Raw genomic sequence first — 19,938 nt, forward strand, 5'->3', positions numbered from 1 at the left:
ATTAAACTTAATTAACCAAAAGACACTTCATCATAACGAATATTAAAACCTCTAGATAGGCGTATTTAGCTAAGTGAACTAAAAATATTACATAGCATTACAAATCACTTGCGTAAGCTCGTTTTCTGAAAAGTTTTCTTCTACACTGAAATGCAATGATTAAGAATGATTAAAAATAACGACTCCTCAACACAAGGATTGATCACATGAACGATATAAAAACCCCTAATATTGAAGTGCAGTGCAAACCTGACAACTACTTTTCAGTTAAAACACTCACCGTTTTACCCCATACTCAAGAGAATTGGCTGACGTTTTTTAATCATGAAGCGACACCAACAGAAGAACTCAGTGTGTATTTTAATAACGGTAGCGATGCTCACCTCAAGAGTATTGAAAAAAAACAGTATCTAGAACTAATTATAAATATTGATCCTTCCGTAGCCGATGACTGGGAGTTTTACGGAAATGGCGTTGAGTACTGTGGCGCTGATAGCAACTGCCAATATAATATTTCCACACTCATCATGGATGACGACACTTTAGTGTTAAGAATTACGCAAGTTGAGCCAACCTATGAATTTATAGGCGCCGACAAAGACAACCTCGATCAAGTAATTGAGGTTACAGAAGGCCAAGAGACTGAGTATTTACCTATCTCGTTTAGGTATACAGCTAAACATGTCCCTTCGGGAAAAATTTATATGTCGCAAGACCCTAAAATAGTGGTGCGTAGACCAGGCACTCTCTAATTTAAAACACTGCGACAGCTAAAAGAAGGGTCATATTGCTGCATTAACACAATAAACTCTTCTTTTTGGCACCATGGTGTAAACCACGGTAATGTAAACCACATAGGGTGATAGCCTATAGTAAGCGATTTTTCTATATACATGATTGCTGACTGAAATTCACCAATCACACTATAAACAAGTGCTGCAGTAAACACGTATTCGTAATGTTCGGCAGCAATACTGATGGCTTTATTGAGTGCCTGCAGTGCCAATTTTGCTTCACCTAGTTGGCTATATGCTTGAGCCACTTCTAACAGGCTATCTAAAGTCTGCTGTGATTGTGTCAGTTCAATTACTTTTAAATAGTTAATAGGATAGGATTCATTGAGTTCAAGGGACTTTTCTATATCCGCTAGGTTAAGCCGATAACTAACATGCTCAGGGTTCATATCAACCGCCTGCTGGGCAACGATTAAAGCTTGCTCAAACTCTCCTTGTAAAGAATACGCAATACTTAAGTTACTTAAATCAATGCTTTCAGCTTTAACAGCTATAGCTTGTTTATACTGCTCAATTGCAACACTTAAATCCCCCTCTGTAAGCGCTATATCTGCCAGTAATTGGTTGGCCATATAGTTTTGCGGGCTAATACTAATTACCTCATTAAGCAGTTTTTTGGCTTCAACTATTTTACCTTGCCACCACAACACTTGCGCTAAGTTCTGCTTAATTCTTGGATTAGCACGTATTTCTAACGCAGACTCAAAGGCGTGCTGTGCCTCGGCTAATTGATCCTGCTGTAAATATAATAAACCTTGTAGCTCGTAAAGTGTTAGCGGACTTGCACCCACTTGCTCAGCTTTGGCTAAATACTGTTTTGCAGCATGCCAGTCCTGCTTAGCAACAGCAATAAGCATAGCGCTTTTAACAAATGCAGGGGTATTTTGATACTCAGCAGGAGCATTAAACAACAGCTTCCTAGCAATCTCTAAATAATCGCTTTGCTGTGACTGCTGATATAAACCAAGCGCCACTTCGCGAAGTAATTCATAGTTAGCGTATAACTGAGGAGTTAATTCAATCGCTTGGGATATTTGATTAAGTAACTCATCGCTATATTCACCCGCTAACTGAACTTGTTGGTATAGCTCTATATGTTGTTGTTGTACTTCATCACTAAGCTGTGCCAAGGGGATATATTTGCTATTAAAGTCAGGGAATAACGCCGTTAATTGCTGAGTACTTAACTGATACATTTGACTGTAATTATCAATCACAATAGGCCATTGCTTTCGCGCTTTAACTGACCATTTTGGAGCCTCTAAACGCTCTAACGTTAAATAGCATTGTGGCTGAATACAATTAAGTTCTGCTGTCACGACTTCTTGTATACCTGTTGCTTGGCTAAGCTTATTTAACTTATCGATAAACGTCAGTTCAGCGCTGGCTCCTTGCTCTATTATTTCGATTTCATCCTGTGAAATAAGGTTTAACCGCTTACTATTAATAATCCCTTGTCTGATCGCATCATCAATAGTCGCTTTAAGCATGCCTGTATCCACAGATAAGAGCTCTGCAGATTTAACTACCGGCGGCAGAAACGCCACAAAATACTCACTCGTTTGGCGTACTTTAAATTGATATATCAAACCGCCTGCAACCAATGCAGCCCCAACCAACAGTGTAAAGAGTAACGGTTTTTTCGTGGTACTTTTCGTTACTTCAAGCTGGTCAATAGGTTGCGTTGCTTGTGCCAAAATTTCTTGTTGGGTAATTGCAATTATCACACTTTGCAGCTTACGAGCTGTCGTAGCTGCGTCGGGAGGGCGACGCTCTTTCTTACGTTGTAATAATTGATCAAGTAAATCACATAATTCATCCGGTAATTTAGGCGTTATTTCGCGGGCATTCATAGGTTTTTCATTCAGAATACTATGCGCAATTGCTTGCGCAGAGCCATTGCCAAATGGATGACGACCACTGATAAATTGAAAAGCTAACATACCAAACGAGAATAGATCGCTGCGAAAGTCTAATGGCTGTTTATTTAGCTGCTCCGGCGACATCGCGCTAGCGCTGCCAAAGCTCGCAATCTCAGTTTGTTCGTTTGCAGCATTATGCTGCAATGTCGCAATACCAAAATCGGTAATTTTTAGTTTTTGTTTGTCGATAAGAATATTGGCAGGTTTGAGATCACAGTGCATCACCCCCTCAGAATGGGCATGTACTAAGCCATCACATAATTGCGCCAGTAGAGCTAACTTTTCAGGTAAGGTTGTAATATGTTGATGCTGAAACTGTTGTAACGTTTTGCCTTTTAAGTATTCCATAACGATACAAATTTGCTTGTCGTACAGTAATACATCATGAATTTGCACAATATTAGGGTGATTGAGCCGCGCAAGTAGCTGCGCCTCAACTAACGGATCACTAAGCGGTCCTTCAGTAAGCTTTAAAAACTTGATCGCTACATAGCGTTTTAACCGGATATCTTCAGCTAAATAAACGCATCCCATCCCTCCTTGGCTTAGTAACTTTATTAATTTGTAGTTAGTTGTTACTTTGTTAAATTGTGATACTTTTTCTTCTTGTTCTTGCGACATCCGAGGTACTCTCTAATTCGCATCCTTTGTAAATCGTATAGGATGCGCCAGCAAAACGCACTTTTCGCAGCTGCCTTTCAATTATATTTTCAGCGTCATGTACATTAGTCAAAACCTCTGAAAATTGCTTTCTAGCGCGATGAATTTGAATATTCAAGTAGCGCATATCAACACCTAAATCCTTTACTAATTGCTCAGTATTGACCCACCCCTGATTTGCTGGCAACACGCCTTTTTTGGCATCCGCGGCACGGTATCGGGCTAAGTTTAAAGTCAGGTAATGATGGCAGCGAACGTGTAAATCAATGTCTTTATCATGATGATGGACTGTTAACTCAGAAGTTTCTTCATCTAAGCTTAAATTAAAAATGAAATCTAACTCATTAATATAAAGTTGCGGAACACTACTCACTTGTGTGTCTACTTCCAAATGACTTGAAAGAAAAACCCACTGTTCATTCGCTAAATTAATCACACTATCATCTTGTAGCATTTCGCACGTGCTAAATTCATCATCATGCAACGATTCAAGATACCATTGACCGCAGTTCGGCTGGTACATTATGGCCCATTCAGGTTGTTCGGCAGGTAATAGATGGTAATTATTGAGTGCTAGAGTTTCTGTGGTCTTATTTTGCTGTGCGTCAAGTTTGACCAATTGATCAACGGGTGGACTGAGGTCTTTAACCACATAAGTAACTTGAGAGTTACCAGCAAAATAAATTTTATCCCCGATATGTAACTCCTCAACGCTATCTTTTTGTAAGCGCTTATGGTTTAACCAAGTACCGTTGAGGCTTAAATCCCTGATGAACCATTTACCATTTAACCACTCAATGATGGTGTGGATTTTCGATACACTCAAGTCATTGACAAAAGTATCAACCGAGTATTGAAAACGGCCAAAGCTATGGTGTGCATATAAAAAGCAACATTCATTCGAATCTTTATTTAATAAATAAGCCATCTTCAATACCCTTCATAAATTAGGTACGCATCTACCCATTGATATTACAATGATTCTAAAACAATAGACACACAAAAAAGAAAATAAAACACAAAAAATTAACATTTACTTATAAAACCACAAGATAGTAAATTATTACTACTGACAACAATATTTTAGCGACAAAATAATGAAATAAATATTACGTGTTATTACATGGCAGGCATAAAAAAAGCCAGCTCAAGGTGGGCTGGCTCAATCATTACTAAAACTAGTAACCAAATGGGAAATCAACATGATGCTTGTGCAAACTGCAATTTAACAACAAGCATAATAGTAGACGCGGGTAATTAAATTTAGTTCAAAAATAATTAAAAAAACTTTCGCACGTGCAAACATAAAAAAAGCCAGCTCAAGGTGGGCTGGCTCAATCATTACTAAACTTAGTAACCAAATGGGAAATCAACATGATGCTTGTGCAAACTGCAATTTAACAACAAGCATAATAGTAGACGCGGGTAGTTAAATTTAGTTCAAAAATAATTTGAAAATTTTGCACGTAGCAAACATAAAAAAAGCCAACTCAAGGTGAGCTGGCTCAATCATTACTAAAACTAGTAACCAAATGGGAAATCAACATGATGCTTGGGTAAACTGCAATTTAACCACAAGCATAGTAATAGACTAAGCAAGTCAAATTTAGTTCAGAAAAAATCCAATTTTTTATAGATTATTCTAACTTTTAATTAAAGACAGCATTTGTTCTTCATCAAACTTAGTAAAACTCATTGATTTTTCAGTAAATAATGCATCAACGAGTGCTTGCTTATGTTGCTGCATTTTAAATACTTTTTGTTCTATGGAATTAGCCATAATTAATTTATAGACAAAGACAGGGTTGGTTTGCCCAATGCGATAGGCACGATCTGTCGCTTGTTTTTCAACCGCGGGGTTCCACCAAGGATCGAAATGGATCACGGTATCTGCTTGGGTAAGGTTGAGTCCTGTACCACCGGCTTTTAAACTAATCAAAAACACTGAGCTTGTTCCGCTGGTAAATTCTGCAATCACTTTATCGCGGTGCCTTGTTTGCCCAGTTAATAAGCTGTAATTGATACCAAGCGAGGCTAGCTGTTCAGCAATAATATCGAGGGCTGAAGTAAATTGACTAAAAATAATAATATTACGACCTTCATCTAACATTACTGGTAAATGTGTACTTAACCAGTCAAGCTTTGCGCTTCTGGCCGTAGTACTTTCATCGAGTAAACGAGGGTGACAACATATTTGTCGCAATTTTAGTAAAGCTTCTAAAAACACCAACTTACTTTTTTGTGCGCCTTGTGAAGCAAATAGGTCGACTATTTTCTGTTCTAATGAATGAGTGATGCTTTGATAGAGCTCTTGTTGTTTAGCCTCAAACTCAAACTCTTTTACTAATTCAGTTTTTAACGGCAGTTCTTGCGCAACCTCTGCTTTAGTACGACGCAAAATAAATGGGAGAATTAATGACTTAAGTTCATTAGCACGTTCAACATCAGCATCTCGCTCTATAGGTGTTTGAAAATGTTCTTTAAAATGAGTCTGCGAGCCAAGTAAAGAGGGCATGGCAAAGTCGAGTAATGATTTTAACTCAAATAAGTTGTTTTCAATTGGCGTGCCACTTAAACACAAGTTAAATTGTGCGTTTAGCCGCTTAACCAAACGGGTTACTTGTGCACTGTCATTTTTAATATATTGCGCTTCATCAAGAATAATATTCTCAAAATATAGCGGCGCATAATAAGCGATATCACGCTTCAATAATGGGTAGGTCGTCAAAATACAATCAGCCTGGGCTAGATGCTGTAATTGCTCGACACGTGCAGCTCCAAAAATAGTGGTAACTTTAATACTACTGGCAAATTTACTTATTTCATTTTGCCAATTACTAATCAGACTGGTTGGACACACAATCAAGGTAGGCCCTGCTTGTTCTCGTTGTCGGGAGTTCGCTAAAAATGCAATCACCTGCAACGTTTTACCTAACCCCATATCATCAGCCAAAATTCCACCTAATTGATGACGCTTTAAAAACTGCAGCCACTGTACGCCTTGTTGTTGATATTCACGTAATTTCACACCATCATTTAGGCCATGCAAAGAGATGCTGTCATCGGTTTCAGAGCTATTAAGCTCAGTAAGGTAGGACTCTAAATGATCATCAACAAGCGTAATATCTAAACTACTGCAATCAATTAAATGCACTAAAAAGGACAGTGGCATTAGTAATTCGTCACGGGTTTTTATAAACTCAAAACGTTGCTTAAAATCAGCTAACACATTGAAAGCAGCTTTACTTATAACGCCAAACTTTTTGCCACTCGCATAATAATAAAAGTGTTCACTTTGGCGGTTTAACGATTCAAACTCAGGGTGATCGTTAGCAAGCACGAGTGAAGCTTTAACATCTGGGATCAATATTTTACTAACAATTTGATGACCTTTACCGCGCTTAACCTCTAAGCCAACACTGCTGAGCGACTTTTTAACAACTAGCTTTTTATCAGTTACTTTCCATCCACGTTGTTTAAGGCCTGGAATGACTTCATACTTAAACCAATGCTGATGTATAACTGATTGTTTGTTAAATATAAATTTATTTTGTAAAGCCCCTTTACAGAGTGTAAAGCCGAGGTTTGTAAGCTCAGTTATCACTGTATTTTCAAGCGAGCTATTAAGTAAGTGTACAGGAGCCTTATTAGGAGCGTAATGCTGATCTTGATAATTAAAGTTAAGCGTTAGCTTTAAATCATTATTGGTATTACTAACTTCAACAACCGCTGATGCATCAGCGACACGCTTTATTCTTTTTCGCTCAGATTGTTGATAATGAGGGATCACGCCATCCCCAAAATTAGCCGCTAACTGTTTATATACTCGATCAAAATTGGCGGTATGAATTGCTGGAATAGCACGTATATGTGCAACTTCTTCGCCGCTCAATGGGGTGCGTAAACGACCAATCCGCAATTTTTCAGTATCAAGATAAGTCGGTGGTGTAGTTTTTAATAATAACCAAGAGTCTCTGCTGTTAATAGATACATTAAGCTGTGTCAGGTCATTCTTGTGTGACCAAGAAAAAATAAGATCCTCAGCGCTATCCGCTTTAATTGCTTGTCTTGTGCGTCCAAAAAATAAACGCTGAGAACTGAGTAGCTGTTGTAATGCATTAAAACCCCATTGCCCTTTAAGCTCAAGGTTACCAAGCGCATTTTGCGAGCGTATCCAAGTATACAAACGAAAATCAGCTTCGAGTAAATCCGAAGGAGTAACAAAACTATTAAGCTGTTGATCAGTTAAGTTGCGGCCAAGGGTGTAATTATGTTCAGCAGAGAATGCAGCAATTTTAGGAGTCAATATAACTCGTGAGTTTTCCACATCGAGTACAAACAATAAAACATTTTTTGCAGATTGTGATTGGGTTTGTTTAAGCGATGTAAGCTCAGTAAACCAATCATTCATAATATAATCTTGGCCATAATCACCTGAGTGATCAATCTTAAGTTTCAACAACACTGCAGCTAAATGTCGACAGTTAGTTTTAGCATTACAAGAACAATGACGATCAACAGCAAAGCCATTGGCTAATTTTCTGATTTCAATATGCTGAGAAAATGTTGTACCTTGATTGCCTAGCATCGACGCATCAATCACAGAAAAATCATGATTGTGCTCTAACCAGTTAATTTGTCCATTTGCGACATACTCTTTTGCTTTACTGAGCACATGCGGTTTAAATAGTTGTTTAATAAACCGTTCAGATAAAGGGAACTGAGTAGCTTGTTCTTGTTTTATCTCTTCGAAAATAGCGAGTAAGTCATTTTTAGATAAGTTAGCAGACATATTGCTCAAGGCAGTAAAAATCAAAAATAATTTCACCAGTATATGATTTATCGGCGTTGAGCTAAAGCATTAAAATGTTTAATCAGACTGGTTGGATCTGAGAACTTAGTAAAAAAGTGTTCTCAACAAAAATATTTGGCTACTTTTTTAGTTAATCACATTTAACCAACAACTAACACACAAGTTATAAACAACTAAGCAAGAAACGAGGGGGTTTACAGATCATATTTTTACTAAGCGATAAGTTATTTACCGGCAAAAAGTGAAAATAAGGGGTATAAGTTAGTAAAAAAATGATCTGAGAGTTAAAAAATAGGTATTTCATACACTCTAGATCATTATTTTACTAACTTAATGAAGGAGGGAGATCAGTATATTACTAACTAAACCTCACCTTCAGATCAGACTTTTATCAACTAATTAAACGCATTTAATAACTTAGTTAATTGCTCTAAGCGTTTGTCTGTCATCACTTTATTATCAATTTTAATGGAGACATCACCACTTTTTAAATTACGTTGCACACTGATATAGTCATTTTCTAACAAAGCCTCACGACGTTGAGTTGATTGTGGCTCAGTGGTCAGCAATTTAGTGATCGCCATAGCACGTTTATCATCGCCAGTGATCTCATCTAAACTTATATCATCAGTTAATTGATTAACGAGTTGATTAAAAGCGTGTTCATCTCGCTCTTTAGCTGCTATAAGCTTTTTGGCGACTTCTCGACCAACATGATTAGCAGTGGGGTATAACGAAAGCACAGCTGCAGGAAGCTTCTCATAGGCTTTAATTGCATCGGCAATGGCAGTATGTGACACACCTTCAATTGCTGCTACTTCACGGTATGACCCTTTTTTGCCTTGCTCAACTAATTCATCTTTAGTTTGTTGATAAGCTTGACCCAGCTCCCATAAGCTCGGAGCAATATATTGATCCGAAGAGATTGCTAAAATCTTAGCATCCTGTTCGGTAAAGTCCGTTGAACTTAATACCATATAGTCGGCGTTACCTAAAATACAAGCCATACGACGACGTGAACCGGCCAGTACCAAGGTTTCATCGCCTTTATCCCAACATAGGGCTGGGTGTTGATTACGTCCGTCCTCGCTTATTGCAGGAAGAATATCAGCCACTGATTTTTCATTTAACAGGATCTGTACGCGGCGATTTTTAGCATAGACCTTAGTGCTAGTTTCAATTTCTGCATGGGGGATCACTTTACAAACAAGCGTGATCTGGCGGTTTGGATCACTTGGTGCAGGCATTTTAATTACATCACCAGCACTGGCTTGCTCTAACAACTCATCTAAACTACTGCTACCAATCGAAGTTGCAAAAGGATCTAAGCTGGTGTCATTTTTACGTTTTTTAGCCATTTTTTGTTAACTACCTTACTTAGGTTCATTCAATTGAGATTGGGTTGAAAGCCAGTTTGAGCGGATCAACATTTCAAGTTCATCGACCACATCCTTGATATTTTCTTGCGCACGCAATAAAGACTCACGGCTGGCAAGACTGTCAGATGTTTTTTGATCAAAAATGGTATTAAATGATGATGAACTGGCGGTAATTGCTGAACTATGATTAATAGGATAGCTCATTACTTGGCGACCGAATGCACTACGAACATCTTTTACAATGTCACGTTGTGAGTGATTACCTTTAACGTAATTAGTCACTAAAAATTGCATAAAATCCCAGCCCTCATGACCTAAAGAAGCCACAGTATGATAAATTTCACCTAATCGTTTAAGATATTTATTGTTTGCATCAAAGTCTACAGCTTCAGGATGAACAGGAATAAGCATAGCTGTTGAAGCCATTAAAGCATTATAAAACATAAAGTTAAGAGATGGTGCTGTATCTATTAAGATGATATCAAATTGATCTTTAACAGGCTCAATTACTTTTTCGAGCAATTTATGATAATGACGCGTAACATCATAACTTGAGCTATCTTTTAACAAGGTTGCTGTTTCGTGCTCAAAGTAAAAATCGTCCATACCAGAGGGTAATATACGAATATTTGGAATATGCGTAGGTAAAAATGCATTTGTAACCAATTGTTGCCAAGTCTCATCAGCATCTAAATCAATACAGTCACGCATTAAATCACCCACAGTGATTGGTTCAGGCTCACTAGGTGGGAAAAAACTTGAAGAAGAACCTTGTGGATCTAAATCAATAATACCAATACGATAGCGCTTGATGTTTGTAGTCGCTAAGGCAGCTGCAATATTAACCATACTAGTGGTTTTACCACAGCCACCTTTAAGTGAGTTAATCACGATAACTTGTAATTTATCATCTACATTACGGTGATCAGGCTGAATATCCATGATATCTGCCATGGCAAAAATATTAACTAAGGTATAAGCATAATGACCGTTAGCACCTCGTTTAATATTCAGTTCATCAAAATCGCCATTATCATGTCTTCGTTTTAACGTACGATTATTACAACCTAAAAGATCTGCGGCTGCTTTTTGGGTGTAGGTGCGCAGTTCTTTTTCTTCTGATTTTAAATGGGCACGATAATGCTGAATACGTCCTGCTAATGATTTTTCTGCTACTTCTGCAGTTGCTTTTAAAAGCCGATAAGTGGAGAGCGCATTATTATGAATTGACATACTTTCTTCCTCAAAGTTAGGCTTTTAGTATAATGTCCATTCAAATGACTGTAAACAACTATTTAAGGCGACATGGCTTTTAATAACAAGACATTAAATAAACTTATTGAAAATTTAAAATCGCTTAGTATAAATAAAGAAGTTTAAAGGTGGTTAAATATATAAGGTAGTAAAGGTTAAGAGCTTAATATTTACATATAACCATATGAAATATATAAATAATAGTAAAAAAAGCAGATCAGGTTTATACTTGGTTAAGATCAGATCTTTAGTTACTGACAGATCGCTATTTTACTAAGTAGAAATTTAGCTATTGAGTTATGCACAGTTTGAGCACAGTATTATGCACAAAAAATGCTGTTCAGATCAATTTTTTACTAAGTAAATTAAGATGTTATCCACTTAGCTCAGCTAAAAATAATGACTTTAATTAGTATAGATCTGATCTGTAGTAGGTATAGATCAGATCTATGCTAACTGATCGACTAATTATCCACAGCCTAATTAGAAAACACATGATTATGTCGTGTATTTTATTGTAAAAAATGAAAATAGACGGACAAAAATTTAGTTGAGTTAGTAAAATTTAGACTTATAACCGCTCAGTTAGTAAAAAAGTGATCTCAAAACATCAAAGATCATGCTATGTTAGTAAAAAAGTGATCTGAAAATATATTTTAAACTCAGATCAAGTTTATACTAACTTAAACATTTAACTTTTACAGTTTAATGTGTTGTTATTAGCTGTCGCAACAAATTTGGAAATAAGAACAATGAACCGAAAGGTCAACATCTCGGTAGATAACTTGCCCGATACATTACGGGGACAGATCCACGGGGTGGAAAGTGCAATTGATAACGAAAGCCTCGCATTATTTACAGATAATAAAGATGTACGCGTATCGCTAGAAAATGCAGCGCATGGCTTACGTGCCTATTCAAATACATTCAATCATTATGATTTGTGGGGACGTTTTGTTCGCTCTGGTCATAAAAAATTACCTCTAGAAGAAGCCCCGAAAAAAACCATTATCACTCGAAAAATATCAGAGAAGGTTGATGGAATTTTATATGATGGTGAAATTAAGATCACACCTGCTGTAGTGAGTAGTCGTAAAGATGGTGAAGATGTTGAATATTTAGTTTGGCCATCAGATCGTGAGGAAAAAGTTGAGCGTGCTCTTATTCGTTTAGCATCAAAAGGCAAAATCGTTAAAATTAATTTTAAGTCCGGTATTCAATATGCTGTGGTTTTTTCGATGAACGAATTGGCCCAAGAACTTAAAGCGGTTGGCCAGTCTATGCCTTACCCGCAAATTAAAGAAGCATTAGAAGCACTGCAAGGTTCAAAATTATCATTTAAGTATTCTGCGACAGATACCAAAAATACAGATATCGATGACTCCTTTTATGAGTCGAATATGAACTTTTTGTCGTCACTTCATTTTAGTGGCAAAAAAGGGCAGGGCGGTAACGTAAAGTGTGTGGCATGTTTGAATGCGTTTGTTCATAACATGATCGATAATCTTGAGTACAAAGGGTATTATTTTAACAGTGCACAAGAATTAAAACGGGGTTTATCCCGATGGATGATGCTTCGCCTTTATCATTTATGGCGGTATGCAGCACCAGGTAAAACATATCACTTCAGATTACTTTCTATCATGGAAAAATATGGTTCAATATATTCGACCGATGATATTACTGAAAATAAGTTAAAAGCATTGCGCCGTGATATGACCACAACAATGAAAGACCTTATTGAGAAAGGGGCTATTTCGGAATATAGCATCACTAATGTGAAAGATGATAAAACCGGAAATATTGTTGATTACACCTATGAGATGCATCCGTCGGATCAATTCTGCGATGAAATACTTACCTTAAACAAGCATAACAAACGTATTGAAATTCAAGGTGGGAAACGTATTGTTGAGAATGCAGTTTTAATTGATGAAGATAAAATTGAAGCTATAGTAGAAGATTGATTTTTATAAATTACGAAATGATACTGTAAGGCCGCTATGTAGCGGCCTTTTTAACATAATCACTTTTCAACTTGCTCCAAGTATAATCTATCAACAAGAAAATCATATTCACGCTTTCGTGGGTGGCTTTGAGGTTTTTGATAGTCTGGTAATGTACCAAGTTTTACATCTGGTTCAGGATTAATCAAAATAAACGGTAAGGCAGCACTTACGTGATAACGGTTTTCTGCCGTGTATCTGACATTGACTTGAGGGCTAACTCGAGTTGGTCGACGAATTCTGAGTTTGTCTTTATCCCCTAAACTGGCAACTCTTAATTGCTCTTGAGCTACGAGCGCTTGCCAACTGTGTTGGTCTATCATGCGCGGATTAGAATAACTCGCTGACTTTTCGAGCATAGCAAGTGCCATTTTTTTGGTAAGTGTTTTCGTTGCATGCTTATGCATCCACGTAAAGCGAACTGAAAAAGGGGAGTTTACTTCAAAATGGATTTTACGATAGGCAGCAAGCGTAATTAAATTTGGGATGGCATTATGGACAGCTTCAAAGCGTGCATCATTGTTATCGATAGCTAAAATACATTCTTTAAATGAAGCCTTTGCTTTATTTAATTGTTGAATACGTGCAACAAGTTGTTCTTGATCTGCATTATCAATTACCAATAGTCCAGGATGACGTTTTAAAACGCGACTGCTTAGGTCTGCTTTTTTATATATATCTTTAAACGAATTTAATATTGATCTGTGAGCTTCATCACCGGTGATTTTATTTACCTGAATAGATTGGGGAATAACCTTCTCATCACGACTTTCAACATCGGGTAGTTGATAATATTCAGCCTTTTTGTAGCCACAAGATTGAAGCTCATCAATAAACAAGTTTGTTAAATCATTGAGCAAATCGAATTGACTTCGAATTTGTACTTTAGTTACCATGAGAACACATCATACTGATTTGATAACATCAGTCTATCATACTGAATAAAGATTCTAAATTACCCTTCGCACATTCCTTTGATTATTTTCAGTTAAGTTTTATTCAGTGTTAAGCTTATTTTCTTATTCAAATAAAGTATGATGTGTTCTTTGTTGTCTTTTAAATAAATCTTGTCTTACATGGCAACTGAGAGTTAAATTAAAATACCCATAAAGTGGCTGTTATGTATTGAGTTTAATCTAAGCTAAAATGTAATCAAAAAGGATTTATTAACGAGGGCAGATATAACAAAATACTTTAAAGGTGTATGGTAGGAATAATACAGAGCTTGTCGTAATCATTAAGCTAAAACTGTGCAAGAATGAGATTGGAAACAAATCTAGCATACAGACAAAAGTAAAAAGTTAGTATAACACAACTCAGTGCTTGGTAAGGTCTAGAGAGTAGGTGGTGGCATTTAACAAATATACTGTGTTATCACTCATCATTTAACGTAATTCACCAACTAAACATGATTATTAATATCGAGAAGCTGACAACGTGTTGAGCGAGGACTTCAACCCTATTTGGAAAATCTAGTTCCTCAGGTTATGTGGCGTAATTAATATTCATGAAGCCTGGATGTATGCATTGTCCAACTGTAAGCTGTACATAAATCCGCTTAATACCACCAACTTAGCAAACAAAGTAATACTGGTGAAAAACAAAGGGCTTTACACTCCGTAGTAATATTTAAGTAGTAACGGAAGTTGTTATATAGTTCCTTACGACGCTAATTAGTGCTTACTGGGGTAATATTGTTGTAGAAACGTCTTCCTAATCATGATTTGGCTATTCAAGAGTCGCAACTTTGCAGAGAGTATATATAGTGCTGTAACCGCGTATTATCATTCTACAATATAAAGATTTACACACGAGCAATGATGAGTAGGTTCCTTTTAAATTGGATGACGATTATTTTAGCGTGTTGATCACAAGTTACACCACCCTTAGCACATAAAAACAAAACCATCCACAACGGTATTAAAATAAATTAAAGCTAGCTGTAAAGACAAGATTACATAGCAATGAATATAAGGTATGATGTGTTCTTTTACGGTTGTATTGTGCAACTTACTCGAAAAACAATGCGTGGGAAGGAGTTAAATAATATAAATGTTTTAAAAAACATTGGCTTATTAGTAAGAATAAAAACCTTCTAGGCTAAAAAAAACCAATAAAATACGAGTAAAATTCAATAATATTTATCTCATAACTAAATAATTGATAATTAGCGAATATAGTCCTTGAACAGGGCCACTGCATACGTTAATTTTCACCTATCAGGTAAATGTAGGAATGAGGAAATTAATATGCAGTCGTGGAACCCAAATAGCTGGAGAGAACTCCCTATACTTCAGCAGCCACAGTATCCGGATCAAGAAGCACTGAAAACTGTTGAAAGCCAATTAAAAAGTGCACCGCCATTGGTTTTCGCAGAAGAGACCCGTAGCTTATTTAAGCAACTGGAAGATGTATGTGAAGGCCGTGCCTTTTTACTTCAAGGCGGTGATTGCGCAGAATCATTTAGTGATTTTAATGCAGCTAACATTCGTGACACTTTTAAAACAATTTTACAAATGGCCGTAGTCTTAACATATGGCGGTAAGTGTCCTGTTGTTAAGATTGCTCGCATGGCGGGTCAATACGCAAAACCACGTTCTGCTGATCTAGAGACTATCGATGGTGTTTCACTACCTTCGTACCGTGGCGATATTATTAACAACTTTGAGTTTACTGAAGAAGCACGTATTCCCGATCCGCAACGTTTAATGACAGCCTATCACCACAGTGCTGCAACATTAAACTTGTTACGTGCCTTTGCACAAGGTGGACTTGCTGATTTACATCAGGTAAACCGTTGGAATATGGGCTTTGTTGCTGCAAATCCTCTAAAAGAAAAGTATCAACAACTTGCCGATAAAATCCAAGATGCTCTTGAGTTTATGGAAGTGTGCGGTATTAACTCAACAATTGCACCGAGCTTAAAAGAAACTGACCTATATACTTCTCACGAAGCGTTACTACTGGGTTATGAAGAAGCGCTTACACGCCGTGATCACTTATCAGGTGATTGGTATGATTGCTCTGCACACTTTGTATGGATTGGTGAACGTACCCGTCAACTAGATCATGCGCACATTGAGTTCTTTAAAGGCATCAAAAACCCAATTGGCGTAAAAGTAGGTCCTGGTATGGACCCTGATGACTTAATTCGTTTAATTGATGCATTGAATCCAGATAACATCCCAGGTCGTTTAACGTTAATTACACGAATGGGCGCAGACGTGCTGCCAGAAAAATTACCAGCACTTGTCCGTAAAGTACAACAAGAAGGCCGTAAAGTCATTTGGAGCTCAGATCCAATGCATGGTAATACCGAAAAAGCGACTTCGGGTTATAAAACGCGTAGCTTTGATAACATCCTACGTGAAATCAGCCAATTCTTCGCTGTACATAAAGCCGAAGGTTCATATGCCGGTGGTGTTCATTTAGAGATGACAGGTCAACATGTAACTGAATGTACCGGTGGTGCCTATGGGTTATCGGATGATGATTTAGCACAGCGTTACCGTACGCAATGTGACCCTCGCTTAAATGCTGACCAAGTATTAGAGCTTGGTTTCTTAGTGGCAGATCTGTTAAAAGACGCTCGAAAGTAAGCTATATACAAAAGTAAAAAGCCGCAACAGCGGCTTTTTTTATGTCCGATACTAATATTAAGCCCTGTAAAGGCTGAATCTGCATCTTGAGTTGGCTTGAATATAGTTAGTACTTACGACGCTCAAGCCCTGTATCGGAAATGATTTTTGCTGAAATTTCTTCAACAGAATGGTGTGTTGAGTTTAAATAAGGCAACTTATGCTTTTTGTACAGCATTTCTACTTCACGAACTTCAATCCGACACTGCTTAAGCGATGCATATTTAGAGTTTGCCATCCGACGTTGACGAATATCAGCCAACCGAACAGGGTCAATCGTAAGCCCAAACAACTTTTGCTTATATGCAGTTAAACAATCCGGCAATTTACCTGTTTCCAAGTCATCTTCTGTAAGCGGATAATTTGCTGCTTTTATACCATATTGTAGTGCAAGGTATAAGCTCGTTGGTGTTTTACCGCTTCTACTTACACCTACTAAAATAATATCAGCCTCAGCATAGTTTTTAATGTTCGCACCGTCATCATTAGTTAACGCGTAATTAACCGCATCAATTCTAAAGTCATAGCTTTTTTCGTGCATTGAATGAGTACGATGCACTTTTGGTACAGGAGCCACTTTCAGCTCATTTTGAATTTTATCGCTAAATGTAGTGAGAAAATCATAACTTACAGCATCTGCAGAACGAATTATTTCACTTAATGTATGATTCACAAAGGTAAAAAATACCAGGGGTTTTTCACCTTCACGTTGCGATGTTGCATTTATTAAGGCTTTTACTTCTTTAGCTTTTGCCTCAGTTTCTACAAATGGGATAGTTTTATGGTTAAATTCGACGGGAAATAAAGACAAAGTCGCATGACCAAATACTTCAGAAGTAATGGCTGTGCCATCAGAAATATAAAATGCAGTTCTCATATTAACCTTTTTCTTACGTTAAAGAGTAAATTGGGGTCCTTACGGTTTACGTAAGGTCTATTGCCAGTGTAGAATGAAGGGGACCTTTTTAGAAGGTTTTCTTTCTTAACTCTCACAGTTAATACGACAATTTGTTTTTTGGAGAAAGACCCGTGCAAGAATACGTTCTCTGGTATCAAGAGCTTGGTATGCAAGATGTTCCACGAGTTGGTGGCAAGAATGCCTCACTTGGTGAAATGATTTCTAACCTCGCTAACGCTGGTGTACAAGTGCCAGGTGGTTTTGCTACAACTGCCGACGCATTTAATGAGTTTTTAGAGCAATCAGGACTCAATGCAAAAATTCACAATATCCTCGACACCCTCGATGTTGATGATGTAAACACACTAGCCAAAGTAGGTGCTGATATCCGCCAATGGATCATCGACACACCATTCCAACCTAATTTAGACCAAGCAATCCGCGATGCATACAGCCAACTCCACGGCGACGCAACAGCAGATGTTTCATTCGCAGTACGCTCATCAGCAACCGCTGAAGATATGCCAGATGCATCATTTGCAGGTCAACAAGAAACCTTCTTAAATGTTCGTGGTATTGACTCTGTAATGGTCGCTATCAAACATGTTTTCGCTTCATTATTTAACGACCGAGCCATTTCATACCGCGTTCACCAGGGGTATGATCACCGTGGTGTTGCATTATCTGCGGGTATTCAACGCATGGTTCGTTCTGACAAGTCAGCTTCTGGCGTCATGTTTAGTATCGATACAGAATCAGGCTTTGAAGATGTCGTTTTTGTAACATCAAGCTATGGTCTTGGCGAAATGGTAGTGCAGGGTGCAGTTAACCCTGATGAATTTTATGTTCATAAACCAACACTTGCTAAAGGTAAACCATCAGTAGTGCGCCGTAACATCGGCTCTAAAGCCATTCAAATGATTTACTCTGCAGATGAATCGCACGGTAAGCAAGTTGAAATTGTTGATGTTGATACCTCACTTTCAAACAAATTCTCGATTACAGATGCCGAAGTGGAAGAACTTGCCAAGCAAGCTGTGATCATCGAAAAACACTATGGCCGTGCGATGGACATCGAGTGGGCCAAAGACGGTAACGATGGCAAACTTTATATCGTGCAAGCACGTCCAGAAACAGTTCGCTCAAACGAAGATACTAATGTCATGGAGCGCTTCCAGTTAAATGGCAGCAGCAACGTGATTGTAGAAGGACGTGCTATCGGCCATAAAATTGGTTCAGGTACCGTACGTGTTCTTAATTCAATTAGCGAAATGGACCAAGTACAAGTTGGCGATATCTTAGTAACAGATATGACCGACCCTGATTGGGAACCTATCATGAAACGTGCAGCAGCGATTGTAACTAATCGCGGCGGCCGTACTTGTCATGCAGCAATCATTGCTCGTGAACTTGGTATTCCAGCTGTAGTTGGTTGTGGCAACGCAACTGACTTAATTAAAGCGGGTCAAGATGTTACAGTATCATGCGCCGAAGGTGATACCGGTTTCATCTACGAAGGTATTTTAGATTTCGAAGTTCTCACCTCACGTGTTGATAAAATGCCAGAACTACCAATGAAAGTCATGATGAACGTTGGTAACCCTGATCGCGCATTTGATTTTGCACGTTTACCACATGCAGGTGTTGGTTTAGCACGTGTTGAATTTATCATCAACCGTATGATTGGTGTTCACCCTAAAGCATTGCTAAATTTTGATGCACAAACTGATGCATTAAAAGCAGAAATAACTGACATGATTGCAGGTTACGAATCGCCTGTAGAGTTCTATATTTCAAAATTGGTTGAAGGTATTTCTACTTTAGGTTGTGCATTTGCACCTGAGCGTGTAATTGTTCGTATGTCTGATTTTAAATCAAACGAATACGCTAACTTAGTTGGCGGCCAGCAATACGAGCCAGAAGAAGAAAACCCAATGATAGGTTTCCGTGGCGCTGCTCGTTATATCTCAGAAGATTTCCGTGATTGTTTTACTCTTGAGTGTGAAGCTATAAAACGTGTACGTAACCAAATGGATATGACTAATATTGAGATCATGATCCCATTCGTTCGTACTCTTGAAGAAGGTAAACGCGTAATTGAATTACTTGAAGAGCATGGCCTAAAACGTGGCGATAACGGCTTAAAAGTGATCATGATGTGTGAACTTCCTTCGAACGCACTTTTAGCTGAAGAATTTTTAGAGCACTTTGATGGTTTTTCTATCGGCTCTAACGATTTAACTCAGTTAACACTCGGACTAGACCGAGATTCAGGCTTAATTGCACATCTTTTTGATGAGCGTAATCCTGCTATTAAAAAGCTTTTATCTATGGCAATTCAAACCGCTAAAGCAAAAGGCAAGTATGTAGGTATTTGTGGTCAAGGGCCTTCAGATCATGAAGACTTTGCAGCATGGTTAGTAGAGCAGGGTATTGATTCTGTTTCACTAAACCCAGATACAGTGATCGAGACTTGGTTATACCTTGCTAAAAAATTAGCAAAATAACGAGCTAAGCTCAGTCATAAAAATGCCAGCTACTTTGCTGGCATTTTTGTTTTTTATTATCACTAAG

The 19,938-nt window shown here is 37.8% G+C and carries 11 protein-coding genes; 4 read left to right on the forward strand and 7 right to left on the reverse strand.

Going from position 1 to position 19,938, the window contains the following annotated elements; translation table 11 throughout:
* Positions 1–206: 206 nt before the first annotated feature.
* On the forward strand, positions 207–752 hold the full coding sequence (locus PHAL_RS0101020) for a hypothetical protein (RefSeq protein WP_016706535.1): 546 nt from the start codon (positions 207–209) through the stop codon (positions 750–752).
* On the opposite strand, the gene PHAL_RS0101025 is transcribed toward PHAL_RS0101020, so the two are convergent.
* From PHAL_RS0101025 to PHAL_RS0101050, 5 genes are all read right to left on the reverse strand, one after another.
* Positions 749–3,337, reverse strand: a complete 2,589-nt coding sequence (locus PHAL_RS0101025) for a serine/threonine-protein kinase (RefSeq protein ID WP_016706536.1) — start codon at positions 3,335–3,337, stop codon at positions 749–751. The genes PHAL_RS0101020 and PHAL_RS0101025 overlap by 4 nt on opposite strands.
* Positions 3,300–4,304 (reverse strand): FHA domain-containing protein, encoded by a 1,005-nt coding sequence (locus tag PHAL_RS0101030; protein WP_016706537.1) that lies wholly within the window; start codon positions 4,302–4,304, stop codon positions 3,300–3,302. Before PHAL_RS0101030 ends, PHAL_RS0101025 begins: the two co-directional genes overlap by 38 nt.
* A 714-nt stretch (positions 4,305–5,018) precedes the next feature.
* A complete protein-coding gene (locus PHAL_RS0101040; protein ID WP_016706539.1) occupies positions 5,019–8,168 on the reverse strand; it encodes a DEAD/DEAH box helicase in 3,150 nt (1,049 codons plus the stop codon).
* Between the two features lie 416 nt (positions 8,169–8,584).
* Positions 8,585–9,547 carry a transcriptional regulator gene (locus PHAL_RS0101045; RefSeq protein ID WP_016706540.1) on the reverse strand — a complete coding sequence of 321 codons (963 nt, stop codon included), beginning with the start codon at positions 9,545–9,547 and terminating at the stop codon, positions 8,585–8,587.
* Positions 9,548–9,562: 15 nt separating this feature from the next.
* The gene (locus PHAL_RS0101050; RefSeq protein ID WP_016706541.1) at positions 9,563–10,801 is read right to left on the reverse strand and encodes an AAA family ATPase; all 1,239 of its coding nucleotides are present in this window, start codon (positions 10,799–10,801) and stop codon (positions 9,563–9,565) included.
* A gap of 773 nt (positions 10,802–11,574) precedes the next feature.
* Here PHAL_RS0101050 and PHAL_RS0101055 point away from each other — a divergent pair.
* On the forward strand, positions 11,575–12,789 hold the full coding sequence (locus PHAL_RS0101055) for a hypothetical protein (protein ID WP_016706542.1): 1,215 nt from the start codon (positions 11,575–11,577) through the stop codon (positions 12,787–12,789).
* A 59-nt stretch (positions 12,790–12,848) separates the two neighbouring features.
* Here PHAL_RS0101055 and PHAL_RS0101060 read toward each other — a convergent pair whose 3' ends face one another.
* Positions 12,849–13,724, reverse strand: coding sequence for a DNA replication terminus site-binding protein (locus PHAL_RS0101060; RefSeq protein ID WP_016706543.1), 876 nt, complete (start codon positions 13,722–13,724; stop codon positions 12,849–12,851).
* Positions 13,725–15,077: 1,353 nt separating this feature from the next.
* Between PHAL_RS0101060 and PHAL_RS0101065 the strand changes: the two genes are divergently transcribed.
* The gene (locus tag PHAL_RS0101065) at positions 15,078–16,427 is read left to right on the forward strand and encodes a class II 3-deoxy-7-phosphoheptulonate synthase (protein ID WP_029215964.1); all 1,350 of its coding nucleotides are present in this window, start codon (positions 15,078–15,080) and stop codon (positions 16,425–16,427) included.
* A gap of 106 nt (positions 16,428–16,533) precedes the next feature.
* Here the strand turns inward: PHAL_RS0101065 and ppsR are convergent, their stop codons facing one another.
* Positions 16,534–17,343, reverse strand: coding sequence for a posphoenolpyruvate synthetase regulatory kinase/phosphorylase PpsR (gene ppsR / locus PHAL_RS0101070; RefSeq protein ID WP_016706545.1), 810 nt, complete (start codon positions 17,341–17,343; stop codon positions 16,534–16,536).
* Positions 17,344–17,495: 152 nt separating this feature from the next.
* Between ppsR and ppsA the strand changes: the two genes are divergently transcribed.
* On the forward strand, positions 17,496–19,871 hold the full coding sequence (gene ppsA / locus PHAL_RS0101075) for a phosphoenolpyruvate synthase (protein WP_016706546.1): 2,376 nt from the start codon (positions 17,496–17,498) through the stop codon (positions 19,869–19,871).
* Positions 19,872–19,938 lie beyond the last annotated feature (67 nt).

It is taken from the genome of Pseudoalteromonas haloplanktis ATCC 14393 (assembly GCF_000238355.1).
In the GTDB taxonomy this organism is placed as follows: domain Bacteria; phylum Pseudomonadota; class Gammaproteobacteria; order Enterobacterales; family Alteromonadaceae; genus Pseudoalteromonas; species Pseudoalteromonas haloplanktis.